This is a genomic window from Luteococcus sp. Sow4_B9 (genome assembly GCF_052116585.1).
Lineage (GTDB): Bacteria > Actinomycetota > Actinomycetes > Propionibacteriales > Propionibacteriaceae > Luteococcus.
The window spans coordinates 135,623-158,491 of the sequence record NZ_JBQKKT010000003.1 but is presented as its reverse complement, the minus strand read 5'-3'; the positions used below and the strand labels follow the sequence as shown (position 1 = coordinate 158,491).

Sequence of the window (22,869 nt, the reverse complement as noted above, 5' to 3'; positions counted from 1 at the left end):
CCGGATGCCCGAGCGGGCCCACGTGCCCCCAGGAGGACCCATGACGCAGGCGCGCACCACCACCGACCCGATCGCCGAGGCCGGCCGGCAGTGGACCGCACACGGGTGGGAACACGCCGCCACCGGGATGACCACGGTGGTCTCCCTGGTCCGCGTGCACCAACTCCTGATGGGACGGATCGAGACGGCGCTCAAGCCCTTCGGCATCACCTTCTCCCGCTTCGAGCTGCTGGCCCTGTTGATGTTCAGCCGTGCCCGCGCCCTGCCGATGAGCAAGGCCAGCGCCCGCCTCCAGGTGCACCCCGCCTCCGTCACCAACACCGTCGACCGGCTGGTGGCCGACGGACTGGTGGAACGCCGGCCCAATCCCACCGACGGCCGCGGCACCCTGGTCGCCATCACCGATCAGGGCATCACCCTGGTGCAGCAGGCCGCCCGGGCACTCAACGAGGTCTTCACCGACATGGGCTTCGAACCGGCCGAGCAGGAACAGCTGCTGGAGCTGTGCAATGCCTTCCGGGAGCGCACCGGCGACCTCGGGTGAGGCTGACGGGGCACGGCGGGGAAAGCGCACAGAAAAGGGGCTCGGGGACCGCGGACGCCACCACGGTCCCCGAGCCGATCAGGGGTTCTGCTGACCTGGTCAGCAGTGCTTGAAGTCGGGCTGGCGCTTCTCGACGAAGGCCGCCATGCCCTCCTTCTGGTCCTCGGAGGCGAAGACCGAGTGGAAGACCCGACGCTCATAGTCGATGCCCTGCGCCAGGCCGGTCTCGAAGGCCGCGTTGACGACCTCCTTGACCATCATCGACGCCACCAGCGACTTCGACGCGATGGTCTCGGCCACCTTGTGGGCCTCGTCCATCAGGTCGTCGGCGGGGATCACCCGCGAGACCAGGCCGGCCCGCTCGGCCTCATCGGCGTCCATCATCCGGCCGGTGAGGCACATCTCCATCGCCTTGGCCTTGCCCACCGCACGAGTGAGGCGCTGCGAGCCACCCATGCCGGGGATGACGCCCAGGTTGATCTCCGGCTGGCCGAACTTGGCGGTGTCCGAGGCCAGGATGAAGTCACACATCATCGCCAGCTCACACCCACCGCCCAGGGCGTAGCCGGAGACTGCGGCCAGCACCGGGGTGCGCAGACGGGTGAAGTCCTCCCACCCCTTGAACCAGTCCGACATGTACATGTCGGTGGCCGACCGTTCCGCCATCTCCTTGATGTCGGCGCCTGCCGCGAAGGCCTTGGCCGATCCGGTCAGGATGATGCAGCCGATGCCCTGGTCGGCGTCGAACTCACGGCCGGCCGCGACCACCTCGCGCATCGTCTGGTCATTGAGCGCATTGAGGGCCTTGGGCCGGTTGAGGGTGATGACACCCACCCGCCCGCGGGTCTCGACGAGGATGTTCTGGTACTCGGTCATGCTCATGCCTCCTGGTCAGTGGACTGCTCACGGATGCTGTTGATGATGCCCGAGAAGTCCTTGCGGGCGCCTTCACCCTCGCTGAACTGGCGGTAGAACTCCACGGCCAGGCGCCCGAGCTGGGCGTCGGTGCCGGACAGGTCGATCGCCCCCAGGGCCAGGCCCAGGTCCTTGGCCATCAGCGCGCCCATGAAGCCTGGCTCGTAGTTCCGGTTGGCCGGGCTGGTGGGCACCGGGCCGGGCACCGGACAGTTCGTGTTGAGCGCCCATGACTGTGCCGTGCTGGTGGAGGCGACGTCGAAGAAGGCCTGGTGGCTGACACCCAGCCGCTCCGCCAGCACGAAGGCCTCGCTGATGCCGATCATGTTGATGGCCAGCACCATGTTGTTGCACAACTTCACGGCCTGGCCGGCGCCGGCCCCACCGCAGTGCACGATCTTCGCACCCATGGCCTCCAGGACGGGGCGGGCCCGTTCCAGGTCGGCCTCGTCGTCGGCGCCCACCATGAAGGTGAGCGTGCCCTTCTCCGCACCGACGGTGCCGCCCGACATCGGTGACTCCACCAGCGTGTGGCCGGCCCCCATGACGGCTTCACGAGCCGCCAGGCAGTCGGCAACGCCCACGGTGGAGGTGTCGATGAACAGGGTGCCCGCGGGAGCGGCGGCCAGCAGGCCGTCCTCCCCCGTCAGCGCACCGAGCAGGATCTTGCCATTGGGCAGGCTGGTCACCACCACCTGCGCCTGGCTGGCAGCCTCGGCCGCCGAGGCACAGTTGATGATGCCGTATTCCTCGGCGCGGGTGCGGGCCTCGGACACGGGATCGAAGCCGCGGACGGTGAAGCCAGCCTTGGCACAGTTGGCGGCCATGTGCGCGCCCATGTTCCCCAGGCCGATGAAGGCCACGGTGGTCTGCGTCATGTCAGTCCTTCCTGGAATGGTGTGGTCTCAGGCCCGGGCGGCCAGGTTGGGCTCGGTGATGCGCGGGTCCTCGATCGGCGCAAAGGCCTGCTCGACGTCTGCGGGCTGCACCTGGTCGAGGCTGGCCGGCTGCCACTGCGGATTGCGGTCCTTGTCGACGAGCTGGGCACGGATGCCCTCGACGAAGTCGTGACCGCGCTGCATGTTCACCGAGACCCGGAATTCCGTGTCCAGCGCCTCGGCCAGGCTCTGCCCCTTGGCGCGTCGAAGCGACTCGAGGGTCACCTTGAGCGCCAGCGGGCTGTTGCGGCGGATCCGCTTGGCCGCATCGGCCGCCCATTCCCGCCCCTGGCCGGCCAGGTCGTCGAGCGCGTCGAGGATGTCCTCCACCGACTCGCGTGAGTAGACGTCCTCCACTTCCTGTGGCTCCGCGGCAAAACCACGGGGCGCCTCGACGGCGAACTGCTCCACGACGGCGGCATCGCCACTGGCGCACAACGCCTCGACGAGCTCCTCGAGCTGGGCCGACGGGACGAAGACGTCCGCCAGGCCAGACTCAATCGCCTCGCCCGCGCCCACGTGCTGGCCGGTGAGGGCCAGGTGGGTGCCCAGGTGGGAGGGCACATGGGTCAACAGGTGCGAACCGCCCACGTCTGGCACGAAGCCGATGCCGGTCTCGGGCATGCCCACCCGGGTGTCGTCGGTCACGATCCGGTGGGAGCCGTGGGCCGAGACGCCGATGCCGCCGCCCAGCACGATGCCGTTCATGATGGCGAGATAGGGCTTGGGGTAGGTGGAGATCACGAGGTTGAGCAGGTACTCGTCGGCCCAGAACTTCGCACCGTCGACGCCATTCGCCTTGGCATCGTGGTACAGGCTGACCACGTCACCGCCGGCACACAAACCCCGCTCACCGGCGCCGGTCAGGATCACCAGACGGACGGCCTCGTCATCCCGCCAGGCGTCCAGCACTGTGGACAGTGCATCCACCATCGGCTGGTTGAGCGCATTCATCGCCTTCGGTCGGTTGAGGGTGATCACCCCCGCCATGCCCCGGACCTCGGCGAGCACCTCGTCGGTGCCCAGGTCGAGTGCACTCACGACTGGTCACCCATCGGCATCACGAAGCTGGCGCCCTCCTTGATGCCCGAAGGCCAACGCTCGGTGACCGTCTTGGTCTTGGTGTAGAAGCGGAAGGCATCGGGGCCGTGCTGGTTCAGGTCACCAAAGCCGGAGGCCTTCCAGCCGCCGAAGGTGTAGTAGCCGATCGGCACGGGGATCGGGACGTTGATGCCGACCATGCCGGTGTCCACGCGATGCGCGAAATCGCGGGCGGCGTCACCGTCGCGGGTCATGATCGAGGTGCCGTTGCCGTACTCGTGGTCGCTGACCATGGCCAGCGCCTCCTCGTAGTCATTGGCGCGCACGACGCACAGCACCGGGCCGAAGATCTCGTCGGTGTAGATGCTCATGTCGGTGGTGACCTTGTCGAACAGGGTCGGGCCGACGAAGAAGCCCTCCTCGTGGCCCTCCACCTTCAGGCCTCGGCCGTCGACGACCAGCTCGGCGCCAGCGGCCTCGCCCTGGCCGATGTAGTCGATCACGCGGTCCAGGGCGGACTTGGCGACCAGCGGGCCGTAGTCGGCCTTCGGGTCCTCCGAGACACCGACGGTGAGCTTCTTGGCGCGCTCGGCCATCTTCTGCACCAAGGCGTCGGCGGTCTCCTGGCCGACGGGGACGGCCACCGAGATGGCCATGCAGCGCTCGCCGGCCGAACCGTAGGCGGCACCCACCAGGGCGTCGGCCACCTGGTCCAGATCGGCGTCGGGCATGATCACCATGTGGTTCTTGGCGCCACCGAAGCACTGGGCGCGCTTGCCGAGCTCGGCGGCACGCGTGTAGATGCTCTGGGCGATCGGGGTGGAACCGACGAAGCCGTAGGCCTTCACGCGGGGATCCTCGAGCAGCGCGTCGACGGATTCCTTGTCGCCGTTGACCACCTGGAAGATGCCGTCGGGCAAGCCGGCCTCGGTCCACAGCTCGGCCAGACGCAGCGGCACGCCGGGGTCGCGCTCCGACGGCTTGAGGATGAAGGCATTGCCCGACGCGATGGCGGGGCCGCACTTCCACAGCGGGATCATGGCGGGGAAGTTGAAGGGCGTGATGCCGGCGACGACACCGAGCGGCTGGCGCATGGAGTAGGTGTCGATGCCCTTGCCTGCGTCGTCGGTGAACTCGCCCTTCAGCAGGTGCGGGGCACCCATGGCGAACTCGACCACGTCGAGGCCACGCTCGATGTCACCGACGGAATCGGCCAGCACCTTGCCGTGCTCGCTGGAGAGCAGGGCAGCCAGCTCGTCCATGTTCTCGCGCACCAGGTTGACGAACTTGCCCAGGATGCGGGCGCGACGCTGGGGGTTGGTGGCACCCCACGCCTTCTGGGCCTCCTCGGCCACGTCGATGGCCTTGGTGACCTCGTCACGAGTGGCCAGGGCCACCTTGCCCTGCACCTGGCCGGTGGAGGGGTTGTAGATGTCCGCGAAACGGCCGGACGTGCCCTGGACGATGCTGCCGCCGATGTAGTGATGCACTTCACGAGTCATGGTGTCTTCCTCCGCCGATTGTCGTCATTGACTGCCAAAGTGTGGCCTAAGTCACACATTACATAGTTGGACATCCAAATACCAGAGTCAGTTTCACTGCTCGGGACCACGGTCAGCCTCCAGCAGCAGGGCGTCCCCCTGGCCACCTCCACCACACAGCCCGATGGCACCACGGTGCCCCTCGCCGCGTGCCAGTGCGCGAGCCAGGTGGACGGTCAGGCGAGCGCCCGAAGCCCCGATCGGATGGCCGAGCGCGATGGCCCCACCCGCGGTGTTCACCTTGTCCAGGGAGACCCCCAGCTCACGCGCGGAGTGCACACCCACGGCCGCGAAGGCCTCATTGATCTCCACCAGGTCCAGATCCGCAGCCCGCCACCCCTGACGTTCGAGCGCGCGCTCGATGGCGCGGGCCGGCTGGGCCTGGAGTGACGCATCGGGACCCGCAACCTGGCCGGGAGCGCGCAGCACGGCGAGCACCGGCCAGCCCTCCCGCTCGGCCCGGGCGCGCGTGGTGAGCACCACGGCGGCCGCCCCGTCGGAGATGGGCGAGGCATTGCCGGCCGTGATGGTGCCGTCCTTGGTGAAGGCGGGGCGCAGCCGGGCCAGGGATTCGGGTGTCGAATCCGGGCGAATTCCCTCGTCGGTGGCTACCTCGACGTCTCCCTTGCGCCCCTTGACGGTCACGGGCGTCACTTCCTGGGCGAGGATCCCGGACTCCCACGCCTGCGCGGCGCGCTGGTGGGAGCTGGCCGCGAACTGGTCCTGCTCCTCGCGGGTGACTGGATAGCGCTCGGCGTGCAGCTCGGAGAGCTCCCCCATCGGAATGCCGCTCTCGGCGCACATCAGCCCGTCGTAGGCCATGTGGTCGACGATCTGACCGGGGCCGTAGGCAACGCCGGCACGCATCGCCGGGACCAGATGGGGAGCCTTGGACATGGATTCCATGCCGCCCGCCACCACGACGGTGGCCTCCCCCGCACGGATCAGGCGAGCCGCGTCGATGACCGCGGTCAGACCAGACAGGCAGATCTTGTTGATGGTGACGGTGTGGGCACTGGCGGGGATGCCGGCGCCCAGCGCGGCCTGCTTGGCCGGGTTCTGGCCGACCCCGGCCTGCAGGACCTGCCCAAGGAAGACGGCCTCCACCTGATCGGCGGGCACCCCGGCATCCTCAAGGGCGGCCCGGATCGCCACCGACCCGAGTTCTGTGGCGGGCACGCTGGAGAGCTGCCCCAGGAGCCTGCCGAAGGGCGTGCGTCGAGCCCCCACCACCACGACGTCGCCTGCCTGCTTCACGAATTCACTGGATCCCTGCACGGCACACCTCTCTCAAGTACGTTTCTGAGCCAAATCGTACCGTCACTCTGTGATATTCACCACACACTGGTCGAGATTGGTCCACCTGGCCAGCCCCGGGTCGGCACGCACCGCCAGATCCCCCGCCAGACGCGATGCCGACTAGGCTGGCCCGGACCGACGAACGATAGGAAGCGCAATGGCCACACCCCACATCTCCTGCGAGAAGGGCGACATCGCCGAACTCGTCCTGATGCCCGGCGACCCACGCCGCGCCAAGCGCATCGCCGAGACCTTCCTCGAGGACGCCCGACTGGTCAGCGATGTGCGCGGCAACAACATCTTCACCGGCAGCCACCGGGGCACCCCGATGAGCGTCATGGCCTCCGGCATGGGCGTTCCCACCACCGCCCTGTACGCCACGGAACTCTTCCGCTTCTACGGCGTCAAGCGCATCTGCCGGGTGGGCACCACCGGAGCCATCTCGTCGTCGGTGAAGGTGCGCGACGTGATCATCGCGAACGCCGCCCACACCAATTCGAGCATCTCCACCATCCAGGTGCCGGGCGTGACCCTCTCCCTGACCGCCAGCTTCGACATGCTGCGCGGCGCCGTCGACGAGGCGCGCGCCACTCCCCCGGCCGGCGCCCAGGTGCACGTGGGCGCCGTCTACTCCAGCGACTTCTTCTACCTGGACCGCCCGGACATCACCGAGGGTCTGGACAAGCTGGGGACGCTGGGCGTCGAGATGGAGTCGGCCGCCCTGTTCTCCTGCGCCCTGGCCGAGGGCGGCGAGGCCCTCACCGTGCTGACGGTCAGCGACCACCTCAAGGACGGCGCGGGCGACATGACGGCCGACGAGCGCGAGACCCGCTTCGGGGACGCATTGCGGATCGCCGCCGCCGGCCTGATGGCCTGACACCCCGGCGGGCCCGGGGAACGACTCACCAGGCTCACCGAGTTCACCGAACAGAACTGCCCCGCACTCCAGCTGGAGTGCGGGGCAGTTCTGCGCTGCAGCCGATCAGGCCTCGGCGGAATTGCGAATGATGTAGTCGAAGGCGCTCAGGGCGGCGGTGGCACCAGAACCCTGCGCGACGACGATCTGCTTGTACGGCTCGGTGGAGCAGTCACCGGCGGCGAAGATGCCGGGCACCGACGTCTCGCCACGGTCATTGATCTCGATCTCCCCGCGGGGCGAGAGCTGGATGCCGCTGTCAGCGAGCCACTTGGTGTTGGGAAGCAGACCGATCTGGACGAAGACGCCGGACAGGTCCAGCTGCTTCTCTTCCTCGGTATTGCGGTCCTTGTACTTCAGCGCGGTCACCTGGGCGCCGTCGCCGACCACCTCGGTGGTCTGGGCGCTGGTGATGACGTCCACATTGCCCATCGAGCGCAGCTTGTCCTGCAGCACATTGTCGGCCTTCAGGGTGTCCATGAACTCGACGACGGTCACATGGTCGACGACACCAGCCAGGTCGATGGCAGCCTCGACGCCCGAGTTGCCACCGCCGACGACGGCGATCTTCTTGCCCTTGAACAGCGGGCCGTCGCAGTGCGGGCAGAAGGTGACGCCCTTGTTGCGGTACTCGTCCTCGCCGGGAACCGACATCAGGCGCCAGCTGGCACCCGTCGCCAGGATCACGGTGCGGGCCTTCAGCGAGGCCTCCTCACCGAACTTGACGGTGTGGTAGCCGCCCTGTTCGGTGGCCGGGATGACGCCGGTGGCCGAGACATTCTTGTGCACGTCGATCTCGTAGTCGCCGACGTGCTGCTCCAGCGCGGCCGCGAACTTGGGGCCCTCGGTCTTGGGCACGGAGATGAAGTTCTCGATGCTCATGGTGTCCAGCACCTGACCACCGAAGCGCTCACCGACCAGACCGGTGCGGAAACCCTTGCGGGCGGTGTAGATGGCGGCGGCGGCACCGGCGGGGCCCTGGCCGATCACCAGCACCTCGTAGGGATCCAGCTCGTTCAGCTTGGCCGCGGCGCGGGCACCGGCGCCGGAGTCCAGCTTCGCGACGAAGTCGGCCATCTCCATGCGGCCCGACGCGAAGGGCTCACCGTTGAGGTAGACCTGCGGCACGGCCAGGATGTTCTTCTCCTTGACCTCGTCCTGGAAGACGGAGCCCTCGACGGCCGTGTGCTTGATGCGCGGGTTGAGCACCGACATGGCATTGAGCGCCTGCACCACCGTCGGGCAGTTCTGGCAGGTCAGCGACATGTAGGTGACGAACTCGTAGTCACCGTCGAGCTGCTTGACCTGCTCCATGACATCGGCATCCTCCTTGACGGGGTTGCCACCCACCTGCACCAGAGCAAGGACCAGGGAGCTGAACTCGTGACCCAGCGGGATGCCGGCAAAGCGGACACCGATGTCCGTGCCGGTGCGCTCGATGGAGAAGGAGGGCTTGCGGGCATCGTCGCCGTCGGTGCGGACGGTGATCTTGTCGGAGAGGGCAGCAATCTCGTTGAGGAGCTCGACCATCTCCGTGGACTTGGGACGATCGTCGATGCTGGCAACCAGCTCGATCGGCTCGACGACCTTGGTCAGCAGCTGCGAGAGCTGGGTGGTGAGGGTGGAATCAAGAACGGCCATGGCTCCTACTTGGTGGTGCTGTCGAACGGGCGACGACGAATGGGGTGATCCGCGAAGGGGCGGCTGCGCGCGGCCGCCGCCCCTCCTGGAACGTGTGATCCTGGGATCGGTTGATCAGATCTTGCCGACGAGGTCGATGCCGGGCTTCAGGGTCTTCTCGCCCTCTTCCCACTTGGCGGGGCAGACCTCACCCGGGTTGTTGCGCACGTACTGGGCGGCCTTGATCTTGCGGATCAGCTGGCCGGCCTCACGGCCAATGCCCTCGGCGGTGGTCTCGATGTACTGGATCACGCCGTCGGGATCGATCAGGAAGGTGGCGCGGTCGGCGCGGCCCTCGTCCTCACGCAGGTTGTCGAAGTTCTTGGTGATCTCCCACGTGGTGTCGCCCAGCATGTAGTACTTGATCTTGCCGACCTCCTCGGAGGCCTCGGTCCAGGCCTTGTGCACGAAGTGCGAGTCGGTGGAGACGCCGAAGACCTCGACACCGAGACCCTGCAGCTCCTCGTAGTGGTCAGCCATGTCGCCCAGCTCGGTGGGGCAGACGAAGGTGAAGTCGGCCGGGTAGAAGAAGAAGACGGCCCACTTGCCGAGGACGTCGGCCTCGGTGACGTCCACGAACTGACCATCCTTGTAGGCGGTGGTGCTGAAGGGCTTGATCTTGGTGTTCATCAGGGACATGGGGTGAACCTTTCATCGAATGATCTGGAAGTATTCCAGAAACTGGAACCTTTCAAGGTTGAGTCTAGGGGCTCCGGGGCAGGATTTCAAGACCCGTCGCCGTCATGCTCACACCTGCACCCACCACATCGGGGAGCACCTCAAATCTAGCCAGCACTGGGCCCCCGGGACAGGCCCCGGCGACTGTTGAAAAACGACGAAACCCGATGCCAGACGGCATCGGGTTTCCGCACGGCGCGAGTGCGCCAGACCTGCTGCAAGGGGACTCAGTCGCGGCGACAGTCCGGACACAGCCCCCAGTAGATGACCTCGGCCTCATCGAGCATGAAGCCGTGCGTGTCCACCGGCGTCAAGCAGGGCATGCGCCCCACGGCGCACGGCACATCGACGATCTTGCCGCACTCCCGGCAGGCCATGTGGTGATGGTTGTCATGGGCGTGCAACTGGTAGAGCGCCGGATGCCCGGCGAGCTCGACCTTGCGCACCACCCCCGCCTCACGCAAGGCATTCAGTGCGTCGTAGACGGACTGGACCGACGCGGAACCCACACGCTGCAGCACGCCGGTGCGCACCGCGTCCACCTCGGCGTGGGTGACCTCCGCCAGGACGTCCAGCACGGCGGTCCGGATGGCGGTGACCCGCATTCCGGCCGCGCGCAGCAGCTCGGCAGATCCCTGTTCGCTGCCCATCACCCTCCTGTCGTCCTGCTCCAAGATCCTGGGTCAACGGTGTCCATGATGCGTCATCGGGCAAGACATCCCCGAGCACACCCAGCTGACACCGCCCAGATGACACCGCCCAGATGACACCGCCCAGATGACACGAAAGCCCCGGATCACGATCCGGGGCTTTCGAGTGGCAGGTGTAGGGTTCGAACCTACGTAGGCGTACGCCGACAGATTTACAGTCTGCTCCCTTTGGCCACTCGGGCAACCTGCCATGCCGGTGAACCCGGCGAGGAGAAACACTAGCAGGAGTCATCCCGATCGTGCCAATCGAGCCAACACCGCAGCTCCCCCGCCTTGCTCCAGCACACCGGCGAGCCGTGCCGGGACGTGCCACCGGAGGCCGAGTGGCAGAATGGGGACGACCAGATGCCCCGGGCATCACTTCCACCCGGGCATCACTTCCACCCGACCACCCCCGGCCCCGCGCCGGCCAGCACAGGAGGCCCCATGGCAGCCGACAGCTCCTTCGACATCGTCAGCAAGGTGGACCGCCAGGAGGTGGACAATGCACTGGGCCAGGCCGCCCGCGAGGTGAGCCAGCGCTTCGACTTCAAGAACACCGACTCCACCATCAAGTGGTCCGGGGACGAGACCATCGAGATCGAGAGCAATGGCGAGGAGCGCGCCAAGGCCGTCCTCGACGTCTTCCAGTCCAAGCTCATCAAGCGCGGAGTCAGCCTGAAGGCGCTGGAGACCGGAGATCCCCGTCTCAGCGGCAAGATGTGGAAGATCACCTGCACCACCAAGCAGGGCATCAGCCAGGAGAATGCCAAGAAGATCTCCAAGCTGATCCGCGACGAGGGCCCCAAGGGCGTCAAGGCGCAGATCCAGGGCGACGAGCTGCGCATCAGCTCCAAGAAGCGCGACGACCTGCAGGCGGTCCAGCAACTGGTGAAGGCACAGGACTACGACTTCGCCGTCCAGTTCGTGAACTACCGCTGACCCTGATCCACCGCTGACCCCGGCCCCCGCTGACCCCGGGGAATAGATCCGTCACGGGCACGGTTGAGGCATCATCCAGATACCCCAAGGAGGTATTCCGATGAGCATCGTGCCCACCACCCTGACCTTTGCAGCCGGCGTGCGCGCCTTCGACGAGCGCGACTACCGCACCGCTGCCGAGAACTTCCTCGAGGTGCTCGCGGAGGACCCCCACCACGGGCTGGCGCGGGAATACCTGGCCCGGGCCTACTACCACCGGGCCTCGCTGGGCCGCGCCGAGGAACAGTGCCGCACCATCCTGGCCGCCGACCCCACCGACGAGTACGCGCTGCTGCTCCTCGCCCGCTCCATCGAACGGCAGGGGCGTGCCGATGAAGCGCTGGGGATCCGCCGCCAGCTGGCCGCCCTCACGGGTGACCCGCAGCACCTGCCCAACCACACCGTGGCAGCCTGAGCCCCAGCCCCGCTGAGCATCCGGTGCCCGTCAGCCTCCCGGCGGACGGGCACCGGTGCGTCTCCGGGCTAGGCTGGCGGCCATGTTCCGCGTCGCCACCTTCAACGTCAATGGAATCCGGGCCACCCAGAAGCGGGGCTTCGAGGACTGGCTCGCCACCCGCGGCTGCGACGTGGTCGCTCTCCAGGAGGTCCGCTGCCCGGTCCCGCTGCTGCCCGACGGCGTCTTCGGCACCTACCACCTGGCCTATGACGCCGGGCAGCTGGCCGGGCGCAATGGCGTCGCAGTCCTGACCCGCGAGAAGCCCACCGACATCCGCAGCTGGGGCGCCGGGGCCCTGGTGCGCGCCCCGGGCGACTCGCACGTCGAGCTGCGCGAGGAGGCAGAACGCGATGCCCTGGCACGCGAGCTCAAGGCCTTCGCCACCGAGGGTCGCTACCTGGAAGTGGACCTGGCCGACAAGCCGCTGACGGTCGCCAGCCTCTATCTGCCCAAGGGAGGGCTACCCGCCGAACTCCAGGCCGACGGGAAGAATGGCCGCGACAAGCCCGACGGCGGCGCCAAGTACGAACGCAAGATGCGCTTCCTCAAGGGCTTCGCCCGCCACCTCACCAAGGCTCGACGCAAGGCCGCCGCCGAAGGCCGAGAATTCCTGGTGATGGGCGACTTCAACATCGCGCACACCGAACAGGACATCAAGAACTGGAAGGGCAACCTCAAGAGCGAGGGCTTCCTGCCCGAGGAACGCGCCTGGCTCGACGAGATCCTCTCCCCCAGAACCCTGGTGGACGTGGTCCGACGCCTGCACCCCGACGAGAACGGTCCGTACTCGTGGTGGAGCTGGATGGGGCAGGCCTTCGTCAACGACGCCGGATGGCGGATCGACTACCACTTCGCCAGCCCCAAGCTGGCCAAACTGGCCGTCGAGGGCGGCACCGACCGGGCCGACACCTACGACGCCCGGATGAGCGATCACGCCCCGGTGGTCGTCGACTACGACTTCTGAGCCCTCGACGAGATCGGGCAGCGGGTCAGCGGAACATGCCCAGCACCAGCTCGCGGGGCACGTCCTCGACGCGGGCGTGGCGCCACTGCGGATTGCGGTCCTTGTCCACCAGCTGGGCGCGCACGCCTTCGACGAAGTCGGAGTCCGCGACGAAATTGCGTGCCAGCGCCAGGTCCTGGGCCAGCACCTCGTCCACCGACGACATGCCCCCGGCGCGACGGATGGCCTCCAGCGCCACACACACGCTCCATGGCGACTTCTGACGGACCAGCTCGGCGCACTCGCGGGCCCGCGGCTCGGAGTGGGCCTCGAGACGTTCCAGGATCTGGGCGGCGTCGTCCCCGGTGAAGCACTCGTCGATCCACGGCTGGTCCTCGGCCACGGCACACGGCGCATCGTCGCCCAGCCCCTCCACCTGGTGCACCAGACCCATCCACCGGGCGCTCGCCGCGTCGATCGTCGTGCCCGTCATGGCAAGCCAGACACCCGTCTGGCCGGGCGCCTTCGCCAACTGCCAGGTGATGCCGACGTCGGGGAACAGGCCGATCCCCACTTCCGGCATGGCCAGGGCGAGGTCGTCGGTGGCCAGCACCCGGCCGGCATGCAGCGCCAGCCCGAGCCCACCGCCCATGGAGATGCCGTGCAGGTACGAGGTGACCGGCTTGGGGTAGGAGGCGATCTGCTGGTTGACCCCGTACTCCTGGGTGAAGAAGTCGACGGCCTGCTGGGGATCCTCCAGGACCAGGGTGCGAATCTCGCGCACATCGGCGCCGGCACAGAAGCCGCGCTCCCCCTCGCCACGGATCTCCACCCGCTCCACCTGGGGATCATCACGCCACTCGTGCAGGCGGGCGTCGATCGTGTCCATCATGGCCACGCCCAGCGCATTGATGGCCCGCGGCCGGTCGAGGACCAGGCTGGCCGTGCCACCGTCGATCTGGCAACGAACCAGTTCCTGCGGTGCCGCCTGGCCGTCAGTGGTCTTCTGGTTGTCCTGCATGCTCATGGTGCCTCCTGTGGCGATTGCGTCGCGCCTCGGTGACCCGTTCGTGGGTCAGGACCTGCCATCCAAAGCCTGCCACGGCGGCAACTCCGAGCGCCACGGCCGGATTCATCGAGTCCAGGGAGCTGACGCTGTTGCGATAGGCCAGGTTCACCGCGGCATAGCTGAGCAGCACCACGGTGGCGTACACGCTGGCCCGCACCATCTTCTTGGAGGGCTGGGTGAGCGGCAGCAGCACCCCGCCCCACAGCACGTACCAGGAGTGCAGCGCCGGAGCGCACAGCGCCACGGCCAGGAAGCTCCAGGACAGGAAGGTGACCGGCCGGTGCCGGGCGACGGTCACCGCGAAGACGCTGATCAGGAGGCCCGCCAGCGCCAGGCCCGCGGTGCGGGAGAGTCGGATCAGGGCGTGCCCCGTGGGGTCCAGGCCCAGCTGGTTGGCGACGAATTGCGAGGCCTGGCCCAGGATGGTGAAGGGCGAGACGGTCACCACCATGCCGGGCACGTCGACGGCGTCGAGCCAGCCCCAGCCCAGCCCGGTGAGCCGGGTGATCAGGGCGAAGCTGCCGATCGCCACCGCCAGTCCCAGCACCGCACGAGAGACCACCACCAGGAGTTCTCGCCAGTGCCAGCTGTTCCAGCCCCGCGGGATCAGCGGCAGGGCGTAGGCGGCCATGATCGCCGGCTGTTTGATGGCCGCGGCGGCACCGATCACCACCGCCGCCGGTAGCCACGCCCAGCTGGCGCGGTAGGCCAACCAGATGGCCAGCACCATCAAGCCCACCATCAGGGCGTCATTGTGGGCGCCGCCGATGAAGTCGATCACCAGCACTGGATTGAGGGTGGACATCCACGCAGCCTTGGCGGGATCGACGCGTAGGTCAACGGCGATCCGCGGCACGAGCAGTCCGATCATGACCACCCCCAGCAGGGCGGGGATGCGCATCGCCAGCGCGGACAGGTAGGGGTCGAATCCCGTCATGTCCACGATCAGGTGCTGCATCTGCAGACTGAGCGGGCCGTAGGGCGCCGGCGTGCGCCGCCAGACCCACGCCACCTGGTCTGCGAAGGCGCCCGGCAGCAGCATCACATTGCCGTGGTACGGGTTGATGCCGTTGTGGATCAGCCAGCCCTGGGCGGCATAGGAATAGGCGTCGTGGCTGAAGATGGGTGGGGCCAGCAGGAAGGGCGCGCCCCAGATGCCCAGCACGGCCCAGTGCTTGAGGTGCGTGTAGGCGACGGCCTCGCCCTGCGCCTGCGCGCCGGGACGCATCCGGAACCAGGCGTCCACCAGGAGGGCCAGCCCGGCCATCACCAGCAGCGTCCCCACCACCCGGGCGGGAGTGCCCGTGAAGTGCAGCCAGCGCAGCACCCGCCACCACGGAGAATTCTGCGGGAGGTAGGCCGGCGTCAGCGATCCGAGCGCGATCAGCGAGGTGCCGTAGGCACCCCGTCGCACATTCGGCACGGCCCAGGCCCGTCGCACGCTGCTCCAGTGCAGGTCCAGGCTCTGGATGCTCGAGGCAAGACTCACCGCAGCTGCTCGCGTCCCTGCCGCAGGCCGTCGAGCGTCGGGGCGCTGGAGACGTGCGCGCCGGCCCACTCCAGGGCGTCGAAGGGACACTCCTCCACGCAGATGCCGCAGTACATGCACAGTGACCAGTCGATCTCGAAACGGTCCAGCACATTGCGGGAGCGTTCCCGGGAGCGCGCATAGCCGGAAGTGCGGGAGGCTGCCGCGGCGCCACCGATCGGAGCGCCGCCCTCTCCTTCGACCTTCTCGGTGTGGGAATCGATCTGGATGCACCAGGCCGGGCATTCGCGAGCGCAGATCATGCAGGAGGTGCACTTGTCCTCCACCAGACGGATGGAGCCGTGTTGCACGACGCCTTCGCCGTGGACCATCCCGGGGGTCTGCCGTGGATCCTGCGTCATCGGCGCCTCCTCACCCGGCCACCTGCGACGGCGGCCGCGATCTCGTCGGGCGTGGCAGGCGGCTGCTGCGGGTCACGGTCTCCCCAGACCGACGGGTCGGGAACCCCGGGCGGAGCCATCCGTCGCCGGCTGGGCGCCGACGCATCCTCACCCGGCTCCTTGGATCCCGGCCAGGGCTGCGCTGCCCGCGCAGCCAGCACGAAGTCCTTGCGCAGGGGCGCAATGCTGCCGCCCAGGCCCGCCGAGTGGTTCAGCAGGGGCGCGGCGTCACCCCCGTCGAAATGGATTCCGAAGAAGTCGTGCACTTCCCGCTCATGCCAGGCAGCGCCACGAAAGATCGACGTGCAGCTGGGCAGGTGTGGATCCTGCCGGGGCACGCGTGTCTGCAGCCGCACACCTCGGGCCGGCTGCGTCGAGAAGTCCACCAGACGGATGATGACGCGGAATTCGTCACTGCGTCCCAACTCGTCGACGGCGGTGATCCAGTCCAGGAAGGGGTGGCTCGAGCTGGTCTCCCGCACGGACTCCAGCCAGCCGTCCACGGGCAGGTCGCGAACCTCGTCGCTCAGTCCGTGGGCCAGACCCGACCCCTGCTGCTCGGTCATGCGGCACCTCCCGGGCCTGCGACCAGCGCACGTTCCCGCACTGCGACGATCTGTTCGTGCAGCGCCGACGGGGGTGGCGGACAACCCGCGATGTAGCTGTCCACCGGGACCAGCTGGTCGATGCCCTTGGTCACCGACCACGCATCCCAGTAGGGGCCGCCGGCGCAGGCGCACGCCCCGAAACTCACCACATGGCACTCGCCCAGCGCGTCGATCCGCGCCTTGACCAGCGGGGACATCGCGTCGGTCAGCGTGCCGGAGACCACGGCCACCACGGCCGCCCCAGCGGGCACCGCATCCAGCCGGGGCGCTCCCACGGGCACCGCGAACTCGGACTCGATGGCGCAACAGGCCAGCGCCAGGTCCACGACGACCACGGATTGGTCGCCGAACCAGTCGATGTACTCGCCTTGGGCCACTGTTGTCACGGGCGTCAGCCTAGCCTCCCCGGGAATTAACCCGCTCGTGCCCGGGTTACGCTTGTGAGTCGAGTGTTGTCGTCGTTGTGAAAGAGGCCCGTTGTGACCGGTGTAGAGGTACTCGAGCGAGTGGTGATCAGGTTTGCGGGTGATTCCGGCGACGGAATGCAGCTCACCGGCGACCGTTTCACGCACGACTCGGCGACGATGGGCAATGACATCTCCACGCTGCCGAACTTCCCGGCAGAGATCCGCGCCCCGCAGGGCACGCTGCCCGGCGTCTCGAGCTTCCAGGTGCACTTCGCCAATTTCGACATCGTCACCCCCGGTGACCATCCCGACGTGCTGGTGGCGATGAACCCCGCCGCACTGAAGGCCAACCTGAAGGATCTGCCGCGCGGTGGTCTGGTGTTGGTGGACACCGCCGAGTTCACCAAGCGCAACCTCACCAAGGTGGGCTACGAGGCCAATCCGCTGGAGGACGGCTCGCTCACCGACTACCAGGTGGTCGCACTGGACCTGACCGGCCTGGCCGTCGGCTCAGTCAAGGAGTTCGGCCTGGGCCGCAAGGAATCGGCCCGTTCCAAGAACATGTTCGCGTTGGGTCTGCTGAACTGGCTCTACAGCCGCCCCACCGAGGGAACCGAACAGTTCCTCGCGGAGAAGTTCGCCAAGAAGCCGGAGATCCGCGATGCCAACATCGCCGCCTTCCGCGCGGGCTATGCCTACGGTGAGACCACCGAGGAGTTCGCGGTGCGCTACGAGGTGGCCAAGGCCCCGATGCAGCCCGGCATCTACCGTCAGATCTCGGGCAACCTGGCCACCAGCTACGGCCTGATCGTCGGCGCCGAGAAGGCCGGTCTCCAGCTCTTCCTGGGCTCCTACCCCATCACCCCTGCCTCCGACATCCTGCACGAGCTGAGCAAGCACAAGGACCAGGGCGTCATCACCTTCCAGGCCGAGGACGAGATCGCTGGCGTCGGTGCCGCCCTGGGCGCCTCCTTCGCCGGGGCGCTCGGCGTCACCTCCACCTCCGGCCCCGGCATCGCCCTCAAGGCCGAGACCATCGGTCTGGGCGTGATGACCGAACTGCCGCTCGTGGTCGTCGACGTGCAGCGCGCCGGGCCCTCCACCGGCATGCCCACCAAGACCGAGCAGGCAGACCTGCTGCAGGTGATGTACGGCCGCAATGGCGAGGCCCCCCTGCCGGTGCTCGCCCCGGCCACGCCCGCAGACTGCTTCGAGATGGCCGTGGAGGCGGTGCGGATAGCGGTCACCTACCGCACCCCGGTGATCTTCCTCTCCGACGGCTACCTCGCCAATGGCGCCGAGCCGTGGCGCATCCCGGAGATCGACCAGATCCCGCAGATCGACCCCAACTTCGCCACCGGACCGAATGACGGTGAGGACTTCCTGCCCTACAAGCGCGATCCCGAGACGCTCGCCCGCGCCTGGGCCAAGCCGGGCACCCCCGGTCTGGAGCACCGCATCGGCGGCATCGAGAAGGCTGACGGCACTGGCAACATCTCCTACGATCCCGCCAACCACGACCACATGGTGCGCCTGCGCCAGGCCAAGGTGGACGGCATCGTGCGTGACATTCCCGACGTCGAGGTGGACGACCCCACTGGCGACGCGAAGGTGCTGGTGCTGGGCTGGGGATCCACCTACGGCCCCATCGCCGCGGCAGTGCGCCGCGTGCGCAAGGACGGCCGGGCCATCGCCCAGACCCACGTGCGTCACCTGAACCCGCTGCCCGCCAATCTTGGCGAGGTGCTCAAGCGCTACGAGAAGGTGATCGTCCCGGAGATGAACCTGGGTCAGTTCGCCATGATGCTGCGCGCCAAGTACCTCGTCGACGTGCAGAGCTACTCCCGCGTCTTCGGCCTGCCCATCTCGCTCAACGAGCTGGCGGCGGACCTGGAACAGGAGATCGACGCGCTCACCCCGTCCGGGCAGGGCCAGGTTGCCGATGTGGATGCGCCGCAGGGCCCCGGCAGCGAGGACATGGGCGACGGCGAACTCGCCCCCGACTCGGAGCAGGCGCAGCTGCGCGCCGAGTCGGCCCGAATCAACCCCACCACCGAGGAGCAGAAGTGACCACCACTGCCGACCAGGCCTCCGGCTACCGCGGTCTTGCCGGAGTCCCGCTGAGCATCGAGCCGCTGAACCGCAAGGACTTCACCAGCGACCAGGAGGTGCGCTGGTGCCCAGGCTGCGGTGACTACGCCATCCTCGCCGCCTTCCAGGGACTGATGCCGGAGCTGGGCATCAAGCGCGAGAACACCGTGATCGTCTCGGGCATCGGCTGCTCCTCACGCTTCCCGTACTACGTGGACAGCTACGGCATGCACTCGATCCACGGCCGCGCCCCGGCCATCGCCACCGGTGTGGCCACCACCCGTCCCGATCTGGGTGTCTGGGTGGTCACCGGCGACGGCGATGCCCTGTCGATCGGCGGCAACCACCTGATCCACGCGATCCGACGCAACGTCAACATGACGATCATGCTGTTCAACAACCGGATCTACGGCCTCACCAAGGGTCAGTACTCCCCCACCTCCGAAGCGGGCAAGGTCACCAAGTCCAGCCCGCTCGGCTCGCTGGACACGCCCTTCAATCCCGTCTCCCTCGCCCTGGGCGCCGAAGCCGGCTTCGTCGCCCGCACCGTCGACTCCGACCGCCAGCACCTCACGCAGGTGCTGAAGGCGGCTGCCAACTACCGGGGCACCGCGCTGATCGAGATCTACCAGAACTGCCCCATCTTCAACGACGGCGCCTTCGAGGACCTCAAGGGCAGTGGCTCCGACGAGTCGATCATCCCGCTGCGCCACGGCGAGCCGATCGTCTTCGGCGCCGAGAACCACCTGGGCGTCGTCCAGAAGAGCGACGGCTCGGTGGAGGTGGTCGAGGTGTCCGAGGTGGGCCTGGACAAGATCCTGGTCCACGACGAGCACCACGCCGACCCGTCGCTGGCCTTCGCGCTGAGCCGCCTGACCGACGGCGGTGTCATGCACCGATCGCCGATCGGCGTCTTCCGCAATGTGGAGCGTCCCGCCTACGACGACCTGGCGCGTGAGCAGATCTTGGTGGCCCACGGTGACCGGACCGCGTCCGGCCTGCAGGCCATGGTGAATGGTCGCGACACCTGGACGATCCTCTGATGGGCCCTGCACTGGACCACCCTGCACTGGACCACCCTGCACTGGACCACCCCGCACTCGACGCGTCTGCGCTCGATCCCGCCACCCGCCCGCAGGACGACCTGTTCCGGCATGTGAACGGCTCCTGGCTGACCAGGACACCCATCGACGCCGACAAGGCCTCTGCCAGCGCCTTCCAGACGGTGCGGGAACAGTCCAGGCAGGCCGTCCGTGAGATCGTCGAGGAGCTGGCCGCCGATGGGGCCCCGGATCCAGGCAGCGAGGCCGGCAAGATCGCCGCACTGTATGGCACCTTCATGGACACCGAGACGGTCGAGGCGCTGGGCGCCGCTCCCCTGCTGCCCCTGCTGGAGCGCGTCGACCGGATCGCCGATGCCCAGTCACTGGCGCAGTTCTGGGGCTGGTGCCTGCAACACGAGCTGTCCGCCCCCTTCGCTCTGGGCCCCGACGCCGACATGGACAACCCCACCCGCTACGCCATGTTCTGCCATCAGTCGGGGCTCGGACTGCCGGACCGGGAATACTACCTGGAGGACTCGCACGCGGAGCTCCGCGAGGCCTACTTGGCCCATGTGGCCGAGATGCTGGGGCTGGCCGGCGTCGCGGACGCCGACGAGCAGGCTGCCCTGGTGCTGGACCTGGAGACCCGGATCGCCGCCGCGCACTGGACCCGCGAGCGCAGCCGTGACCTGGGCGCCAAGCACAACCCGACCAGCTGGGCCCGGCTCACCGAGGAACTGCCGGCCCTGCACCTGGACGCCGTGGCCCGTGGGCTGGCCGTCGAGGCCGACGAGCTGGATCTGGTCATCAACTGCCAGCCCAGCTACCTGAGCGGCCTGGCGGAGCTCGTCACCGACGAGAACCTGCCGGCCTGGCGCGCCTGGGCCCGCTGGCACCTGGTGCACGACCTGGCGAACTTCCTCAGCGACGACTTCGTCACCGGCACCTTCGACTTCTACCAGACCCGTCTGATGGGTGTGCAGGAGCAGGAGCCCCGGTGGAAGCGCGGCGTCGCGCTCGTGGAGTGGGTGCTGGGCATGGCCGTCGGGCGCATCTACGTCGAACGGTACTTCTCCCCGGAGGCCCGGCAGCGGATGGACGAGCTGGTGGCCCACCTGCTGGAGGCCTACCGCCAGTCGATCAGCCAGCTGGACTGGATGGGCGAGCAGACCCGCCAGGAGGCGCTGCACAAGCTGGAGCAGTTCCGCCCCAAGATCGGCCACCCCCGGGCCTGGCGCAGTCACGACGCACTGGAGGTTATCCCGGGCGACCTGGTGGGCTCCATCCTGCAGGGGGGACTCTTCGAGTGGCGTCGTGCGGTGGACAAGCTGCGCACCCCGATGGATCCCGACGAGTGGCTGATGTACCCGCAGACGGTCAACGCCTACTACCACCCGCTGCGCAACGAGATCGTCTTCCCGGCCGCTATCCTGCAGCCGCCCTTCTTCAACCCGCAGGCAGACGACGCCGTCAACTACGGCGCCATCGGATCGGTGATCGGGCACGAGATCGGCCACGGCTTCGATGACCAGGGCTCCCGGTGCGACGGCGACGGGCGCCTGCGTGACTGGTGGACCGCCGAGGACCGGGCGGCCTTCTCTGCCCGCGCCGATGCCCTCAAGGCCCAGTATGCGGCCCTCACGCCCCGCCAACTCACCGATGACGATCCCCGCCCACACGTCAACGGCGAGTTGACCATCGGCGAGAACATCGGAGACCTTGGTGGGTTGGGGATCGCCCTCAAGGCCTGGCAGATCAGCACCGATGGCGAGGACCCGGAGCCGGTGGACGGCCTGACCGGGCTCCAGCGCCTCTTCCACGGTTATGCCACCATCTGGCGCGCCAAGTACCGCGACGAGACCGCCCGGCGGCTGCTGGTGATCGATCCGCACTCCCCCGCGGAATTCCGAACCAACCAGGTCGCGATGAACCAGGATGCCTTCCACGAGGCCTTCCAGACCGCCCCCGGCGACGGGATGTGGCTGGCGCCCGAGGAGCGCGTGCGGATCTGGTGAGCCGACGCTCGTGGCGCCCACCCTCAGGAACCGCGAAAGCCCCGGCCGGAGATGATCCGGCCGGGGCTTCGTCGTTCGAGAGGGGCCTCGTCAGGCGGAGCGGCTCACCAGGTCGTTGCAGATCTTGGCCAGGGCCTCCTTGGCCGGCCCCTCGGGCAGCGGCTCCAGGTAGGACAGGGCCAGATCAGCGTGGCGCTGCACTTCCGCGCGGGCCTGCTCGATCACCGGATGGGCGCGCAACTGCTCCAGCACCTCGGCCAACTTCTCGTCGGAGCTGAGATCGGAGGCGATCAGGTCCGTGAGCGCCTGGTCCGCCGGATCCTTCGATGCCTTCAGCATCAGGGTGGGCAGCGTCGGGATGCCCTCGCGCAGGTCTGTGCCGGGGGTCTTGCCCGTTTCATTGCTGGTGATGTCGATGATGTCGTCGCTGAGCTGGAAGACGACGCCGATCTCCTCGCCGAAGGCATCCAGCGCGGACAGGTACTCCTGCGACGCCCCGGCGACCATGCCGCCGAAGACGGCCGAGGTGGCGATCAGGGAACCGGTCTTGTCGGCCACCACCTGCAGGTAATGCGCCAGCGGGTCCTCGTCGCCCTGCGGGCCACGGGTCTCGGCGATCTGGCCCTGCACCAGCCGCGCGAAGGTCTCCGCCTGCAGCCGGACGTACTCGGTGCCCAGGTCCGCGACCGTGGTGGAGGCGCGAGCGAAGAGGTAGTCGCCGACCAGGATGGCGATCGAGTTGTCCCAGCGACGGTTGGCGCTCGGCGCCCCACGCCGCATGTCCGCGTCGTCCATCACATCGTCGTGATACAGGCTGGCGACGTGGGTGAGTTCCACCACCAGCGCCGCACGGGTCAGGTCGGCCTCGTCGACGTCGTTGCCGAAGTGTGAGCCGAGGATCACCAGCAGGGGACGGAAGCGCTTGCCGCCGGCATTGATGATGTGACGCGCAGCCTCAGTGACGAAGGGACTGTCGGCGACGGCGGCCTTGACCAGTTCGTCCTCGATGACGGCAAGCCGACCGGTGACGGAGGCCTCGAAGTCCTCGTCCACGACGTGGGTCACAGTTCTCCTCATTTCATGCG

The 22,869-nt window shown here is 68.0% G+C and carries 22 protein-coding genes and 1 tRNA gene; 8 read left to right on the top strand and 15 right to left on the bottom strand.

Translation table 11 applies throughout. The features are described from left to right. The first annotated feature begins 40 nt into the window (after positions 1–40). Positions 41–544 (top strand): MarR family winged helix-turn-helix transcriptional regulator, encoded by a 504-nt coding sequence (locus ACTQ49_RS03330; RefSeq protein ID WP_441826425.1) that lies wholly within the window; start codon positions 41–43, stop codon positions 542–544. Between the two features lie 99 nt (positions 545–643). On the opposite strand, the gene ACTQ49_RS03325 is transcribed toward ACTQ49_RS03330, so the two are convergent. The 5 genes from ACTQ49_RS03325 to ACTQ49_RS03305 form a co-directional block, all read right to left on the bottom strand. Beyond that, positions 644–1,426, bottom strand: coding sequence for an enoyl-CoA hydratase (locus ACTQ49_RS03325; RefSeq protein ID WP_441826424.1), 783 nt, complete (start codon positions 1,424–1,426; stop codon positions 644–646). Continuing rightward, positions 1,423–2,337, bottom strand: a complete 915-nt coding sequence (gene mmsB / locus ACTQ49_RS03320) for a 3-hydroxyisobutyrate dehydrogenase (protein ID WP_441826423.1) — start codon at positions 2,335–2,337, stop codon at positions 1,423–1,425. Before mmsB ends, ACTQ49_RS03325 begins: the two co-directional genes overlap by 4 nt. A gap of 27 nt (positions 2,338–2,364) precedes the next feature. Then, positions 2,365–3,438, bottom strand: a complete 1,074-nt coding sequence (locus tag ACTQ49_RS03315; protein WP_441826422.1) for an enoyl-CoA hydratase/isomerase family protein — start codon at positions 3,436–3,438, stop codon at positions 2,365–2,367. Beyond that, entirely contained in the window at positions 3,435–4,940 is a 1,506-nt protein-coding gene (locus tag ACTQ49_RS03310; RefSeq protein WP_441826421.1) for a CoA-acylating methylmalonate-semialdehyde dehydrogenase, read from the bottom strand. The genes ACTQ49_RS03315 and ACTQ49_RS03310 overlap by 4 nt, the downstream gene beginning before the upstream one ends. A gap of 93 nt (positions 4,941–5,033) precedes the next feature. Then, positions 5,034–6,236 carry an acetyl-CoA C-acetyltransferase gene (locus ACTQ49_RS03305; protein ID WP_441826420.1) on the bottom strand — a complete coding sequence of 401 codons (1,203 nt, stop codon included), beginning with the start codon at positions 6,234–6,236 and terminating at the stop codon, positions 5,034–5,036. A gap of 199 nt (positions 6,237–6,435) precedes the next feature. On the opposite strand from ACTQ49_RS03305, the gene deoD reads away from it, so the two are divergent. Beyond that, entirely contained in the window at positions 6,436–7,155 is a 720-nt protein-coding gene (gene deoD / locus ACTQ49_RS03300) for a purine-nucleoside phosphorylase (protein ID WP_441826419.1), read from the top strand. 105 nt (positions 7,156–7,260) lie between these two features. Here deoD and ahpF read toward each other — a convergent pair whose 3' ends face one another. The 4 genes from ahpF to ACTQ49_RS03280 form a co-directional block, all read right to left on the bottom strand. Continuing rightward, positions 7,261–8,835 carry an alkyl hydroperoxide reductase subunit F gene (ahpF, locus tag ACTQ49_RS03295; protein WP_441826418.1) on the bottom strand — a complete coding sequence of 525 codons (1,575 nt, stop codon included), beginning with the start codon at positions 8,833–8,835 and terminating at the stop codon, positions 7,261–7,263. 114 nt (positions 8,836–8,949) lie between these two features. Next, complete coding sequence (gene ahpC / locus ACTQ49_RS03290) at positions 8,950–9,513, bottom strand: alkyl hydroperoxide reductase subunit C (RefSeq protein WP_441826417.1); 564 nt, start codon at positions 9,511–9,513, stop codon at positions 8,950–8,952. 266 nt (positions 9,514–9,779) lie between these two features. Further along, positions 9,780–10,202 (bottom strand): Fur family transcriptional regulator, encoded by a 423-nt coding sequence (locus tag ACTQ49_RS03285; RefSeq protein ID WP_441826416.1) that lies wholly within the window; start codon positions 10,200–10,202, stop codon positions 9,780–9,782. 167 nt (positions 10,203–10,369) lie between these two features. Beyond that, positions 10,370–10,452 (bottom strand) — tRNA-Tyr (locus ACTQ49_RS03280). Positions 10,453–10,688: 236 nt separating this feature from the next. Here ACTQ49_RS03280 and ACTQ49_RS03275 point away from each other — a divergent pair. The 3 genes from ACTQ49_RS03275 to ACTQ49_RS03265 all read left to right on the top strand — a co-directional run bounded on the left by ACTQ49_RS03275 (position 10,689) and on the right by ACTQ49_RS03265 (position 12,643). Further along, complete coding sequence (locus ACTQ49_RS03275) at positions 10,689–11,183, top strand: YajQ family cyclic di-GMP-binding protein (protein ID WP_441826415.1); 495 nt, start codon at positions 10,689–10,691, stop codon at positions 11,181–11,183. A 100-nt stretch (positions 11,184–11,283) separates the two neighbouring features. Further along, positions 11,284–11,637 carry a tetratricopeptide repeat protein gene (locus ACTQ49_RS03270; RefSeq protein WP_441826414.1) on the top strand — a complete coding sequence of 118 codons (354 nt, stop codon included), beginning with the start codon at positions 11,284–11,286 and terminating at the stop codon, positions 11,635–11,637. A gap of 82 nt (positions 11,638–11,719) precedes the next feature. Beyond that, positions 11,720–12,643 carry an exodeoxyribonuclease III gene (locus ACTQ49_RS03265; protein WP_441826413.1) on the top strand — a complete coding sequence of 308 codons (924 nt, stop codon included), beginning with the start codon at positions 11,720–11,722 and terminating at the stop codon, positions 12,641–12,643. Positions 12,644–12,668: 25 nt separating this feature from the next. Here ACTQ49_RS03265 and ACTQ49_RS03260 read toward each other — a convergent pair whose 3' ends face one another. The 5 genes from ACTQ49_RS03260 to ACTQ49_RS03240 are packed head-to-tail and all read right to left on the bottom strand — an operon-like array spanning position 12,669 to position 16,614. Beyond that, complete coding sequence (locus tag ACTQ49_RS03260) at positions 12,669–13,649, bottom strand: enoyl-CoA hydratase/isomerase family protein (protein WP_441826412.1); 981 nt, start codon at positions 13,647–13,649, stop codon at positions 12,669–12,671. Next, complete coding sequence (mptB, locus tag ACTQ49_RS03255) at positions 13,618–15,180, bottom strand: polyprenol phosphomannose-dependent alpha 1,6 mannosyltransferase MptB (protein ID WP_441826411.1); 1,563 nt, start codon at positions 15,178–15,180, stop codon at positions 13,618–13,620. Before mptB ends, ACTQ49_RS03260 begins: the two co-directional genes overlap by 32 nt. Next, positions 15,177–15,530: a 4Fe-4S binding protein gene (locus ACTQ49_RS03250; RefSeq protein ID WP_441826508.1), complete on the bottom strand. Its 354-nt coding sequence runs from the start codon at positions 15,528–15,530 to the stop codon at positions 15,177–15,179. Before ACTQ49_RS03250 ends, mptB begins: the two co-directional genes overlap by 4 nt. A 47-nt stretch (positions 15,531–15,577) precedes the next feature. Next, positions 15,578–16,186: an NADH-quinone oxidoreductase subunit C gene (locus tag ACTQ49_RS03245; protein ID WP_441826410.1), complete on the bottom strand. Its 609-nt coding sequence runs from the start codon at positions 16,184–16,186 to the stop codon at positions 15,578–15,580. Continuing rightward, on the bottom strand, positions 16,183–16,614 hold the full coding sequence (locus ACTQ49_RS03240; protein ID WP_441826409.1) for an NADH-quinone oxidoreductase subunit B: 432 nt from the start codon (positions 16,612–16,614) through the stop codon (positions 16,183–16,185). Before ACTQ49_RS03240 ends, ACTQ49_RS03245 begins: the two co-directional genes overlap by 4 nt. 93 nt (positions 16,615–16,707) lie before the next feature. Here ACTQ49_RS03240 and ACTQ49_RS03235 point away from each other — a divergent pair, with 93 nt between their 5' ends. The 3 genes from ACTQ49_RS03235 to ACTQ49_RS03225 are packed head-to-tail and all read left to right on the top strand — an operon-like array spanning position 16,708 to position 21,784. Beyond that, the gene (locus tag ACTQ49_RS03235; RefSeq protein ID WP_441826408.1) at positions 16,708–18,705 is read left to right on the top strand and encodes a 2-oxoacid:acceptor oxidoreductase subunit alpha; all 1,998 of its coding nucleotides are present in this window, start codon (positions 16,708–16,710) and stop codon (positions 18,703–18,705) included. Next, entirely contained in the window at positions 18,702–19,769 is a 1,068-nt protein-coding gene (locus ACTQ49_RS03230; protein ID WP_441826407.1) for a 2-oxoacid:ferredoxin oxidoreductase subunit beta, read from the top strand. Before ACTQ49_RS03235 ends, ACTQ49_RS03230 begins: the two co-directional genes overlap by 4 nt. Then, positions 19,769–21,784, top strand: coding sequence for a M13 family metallopeptidase (locus ACTQ49_RS03225; protein ID WP_441826406.1), 2,016 nt, complete (start codon positions 19,769–19,771; stop codon positions 21,782–21,784). Before ACTQ49_RS03230 ends, ACTQ49_RS03225 begins: the two co-directional genes overlap by 1 nt. 90 nt (positions 21,785–21,874) lie before the next feature. Here the strand turns inward: ACTQ49_RS03225 and ACTQ49_RS03220 are convergent, their stop codons facing one another. Continuing rightward, on the bottom strand, positions 21,875–22,849 hold the full coding sequence (locus tag ACTQ49_RS03220; protein WP_441826405.1) for a polyprenyl synthetase family protein: 975 nt from the start codon (positions 22,847–22,849) through the stop codon (positions 21,875–21,877). Positions 22,850–22,869: the final 20 nt, after the last annotated feature.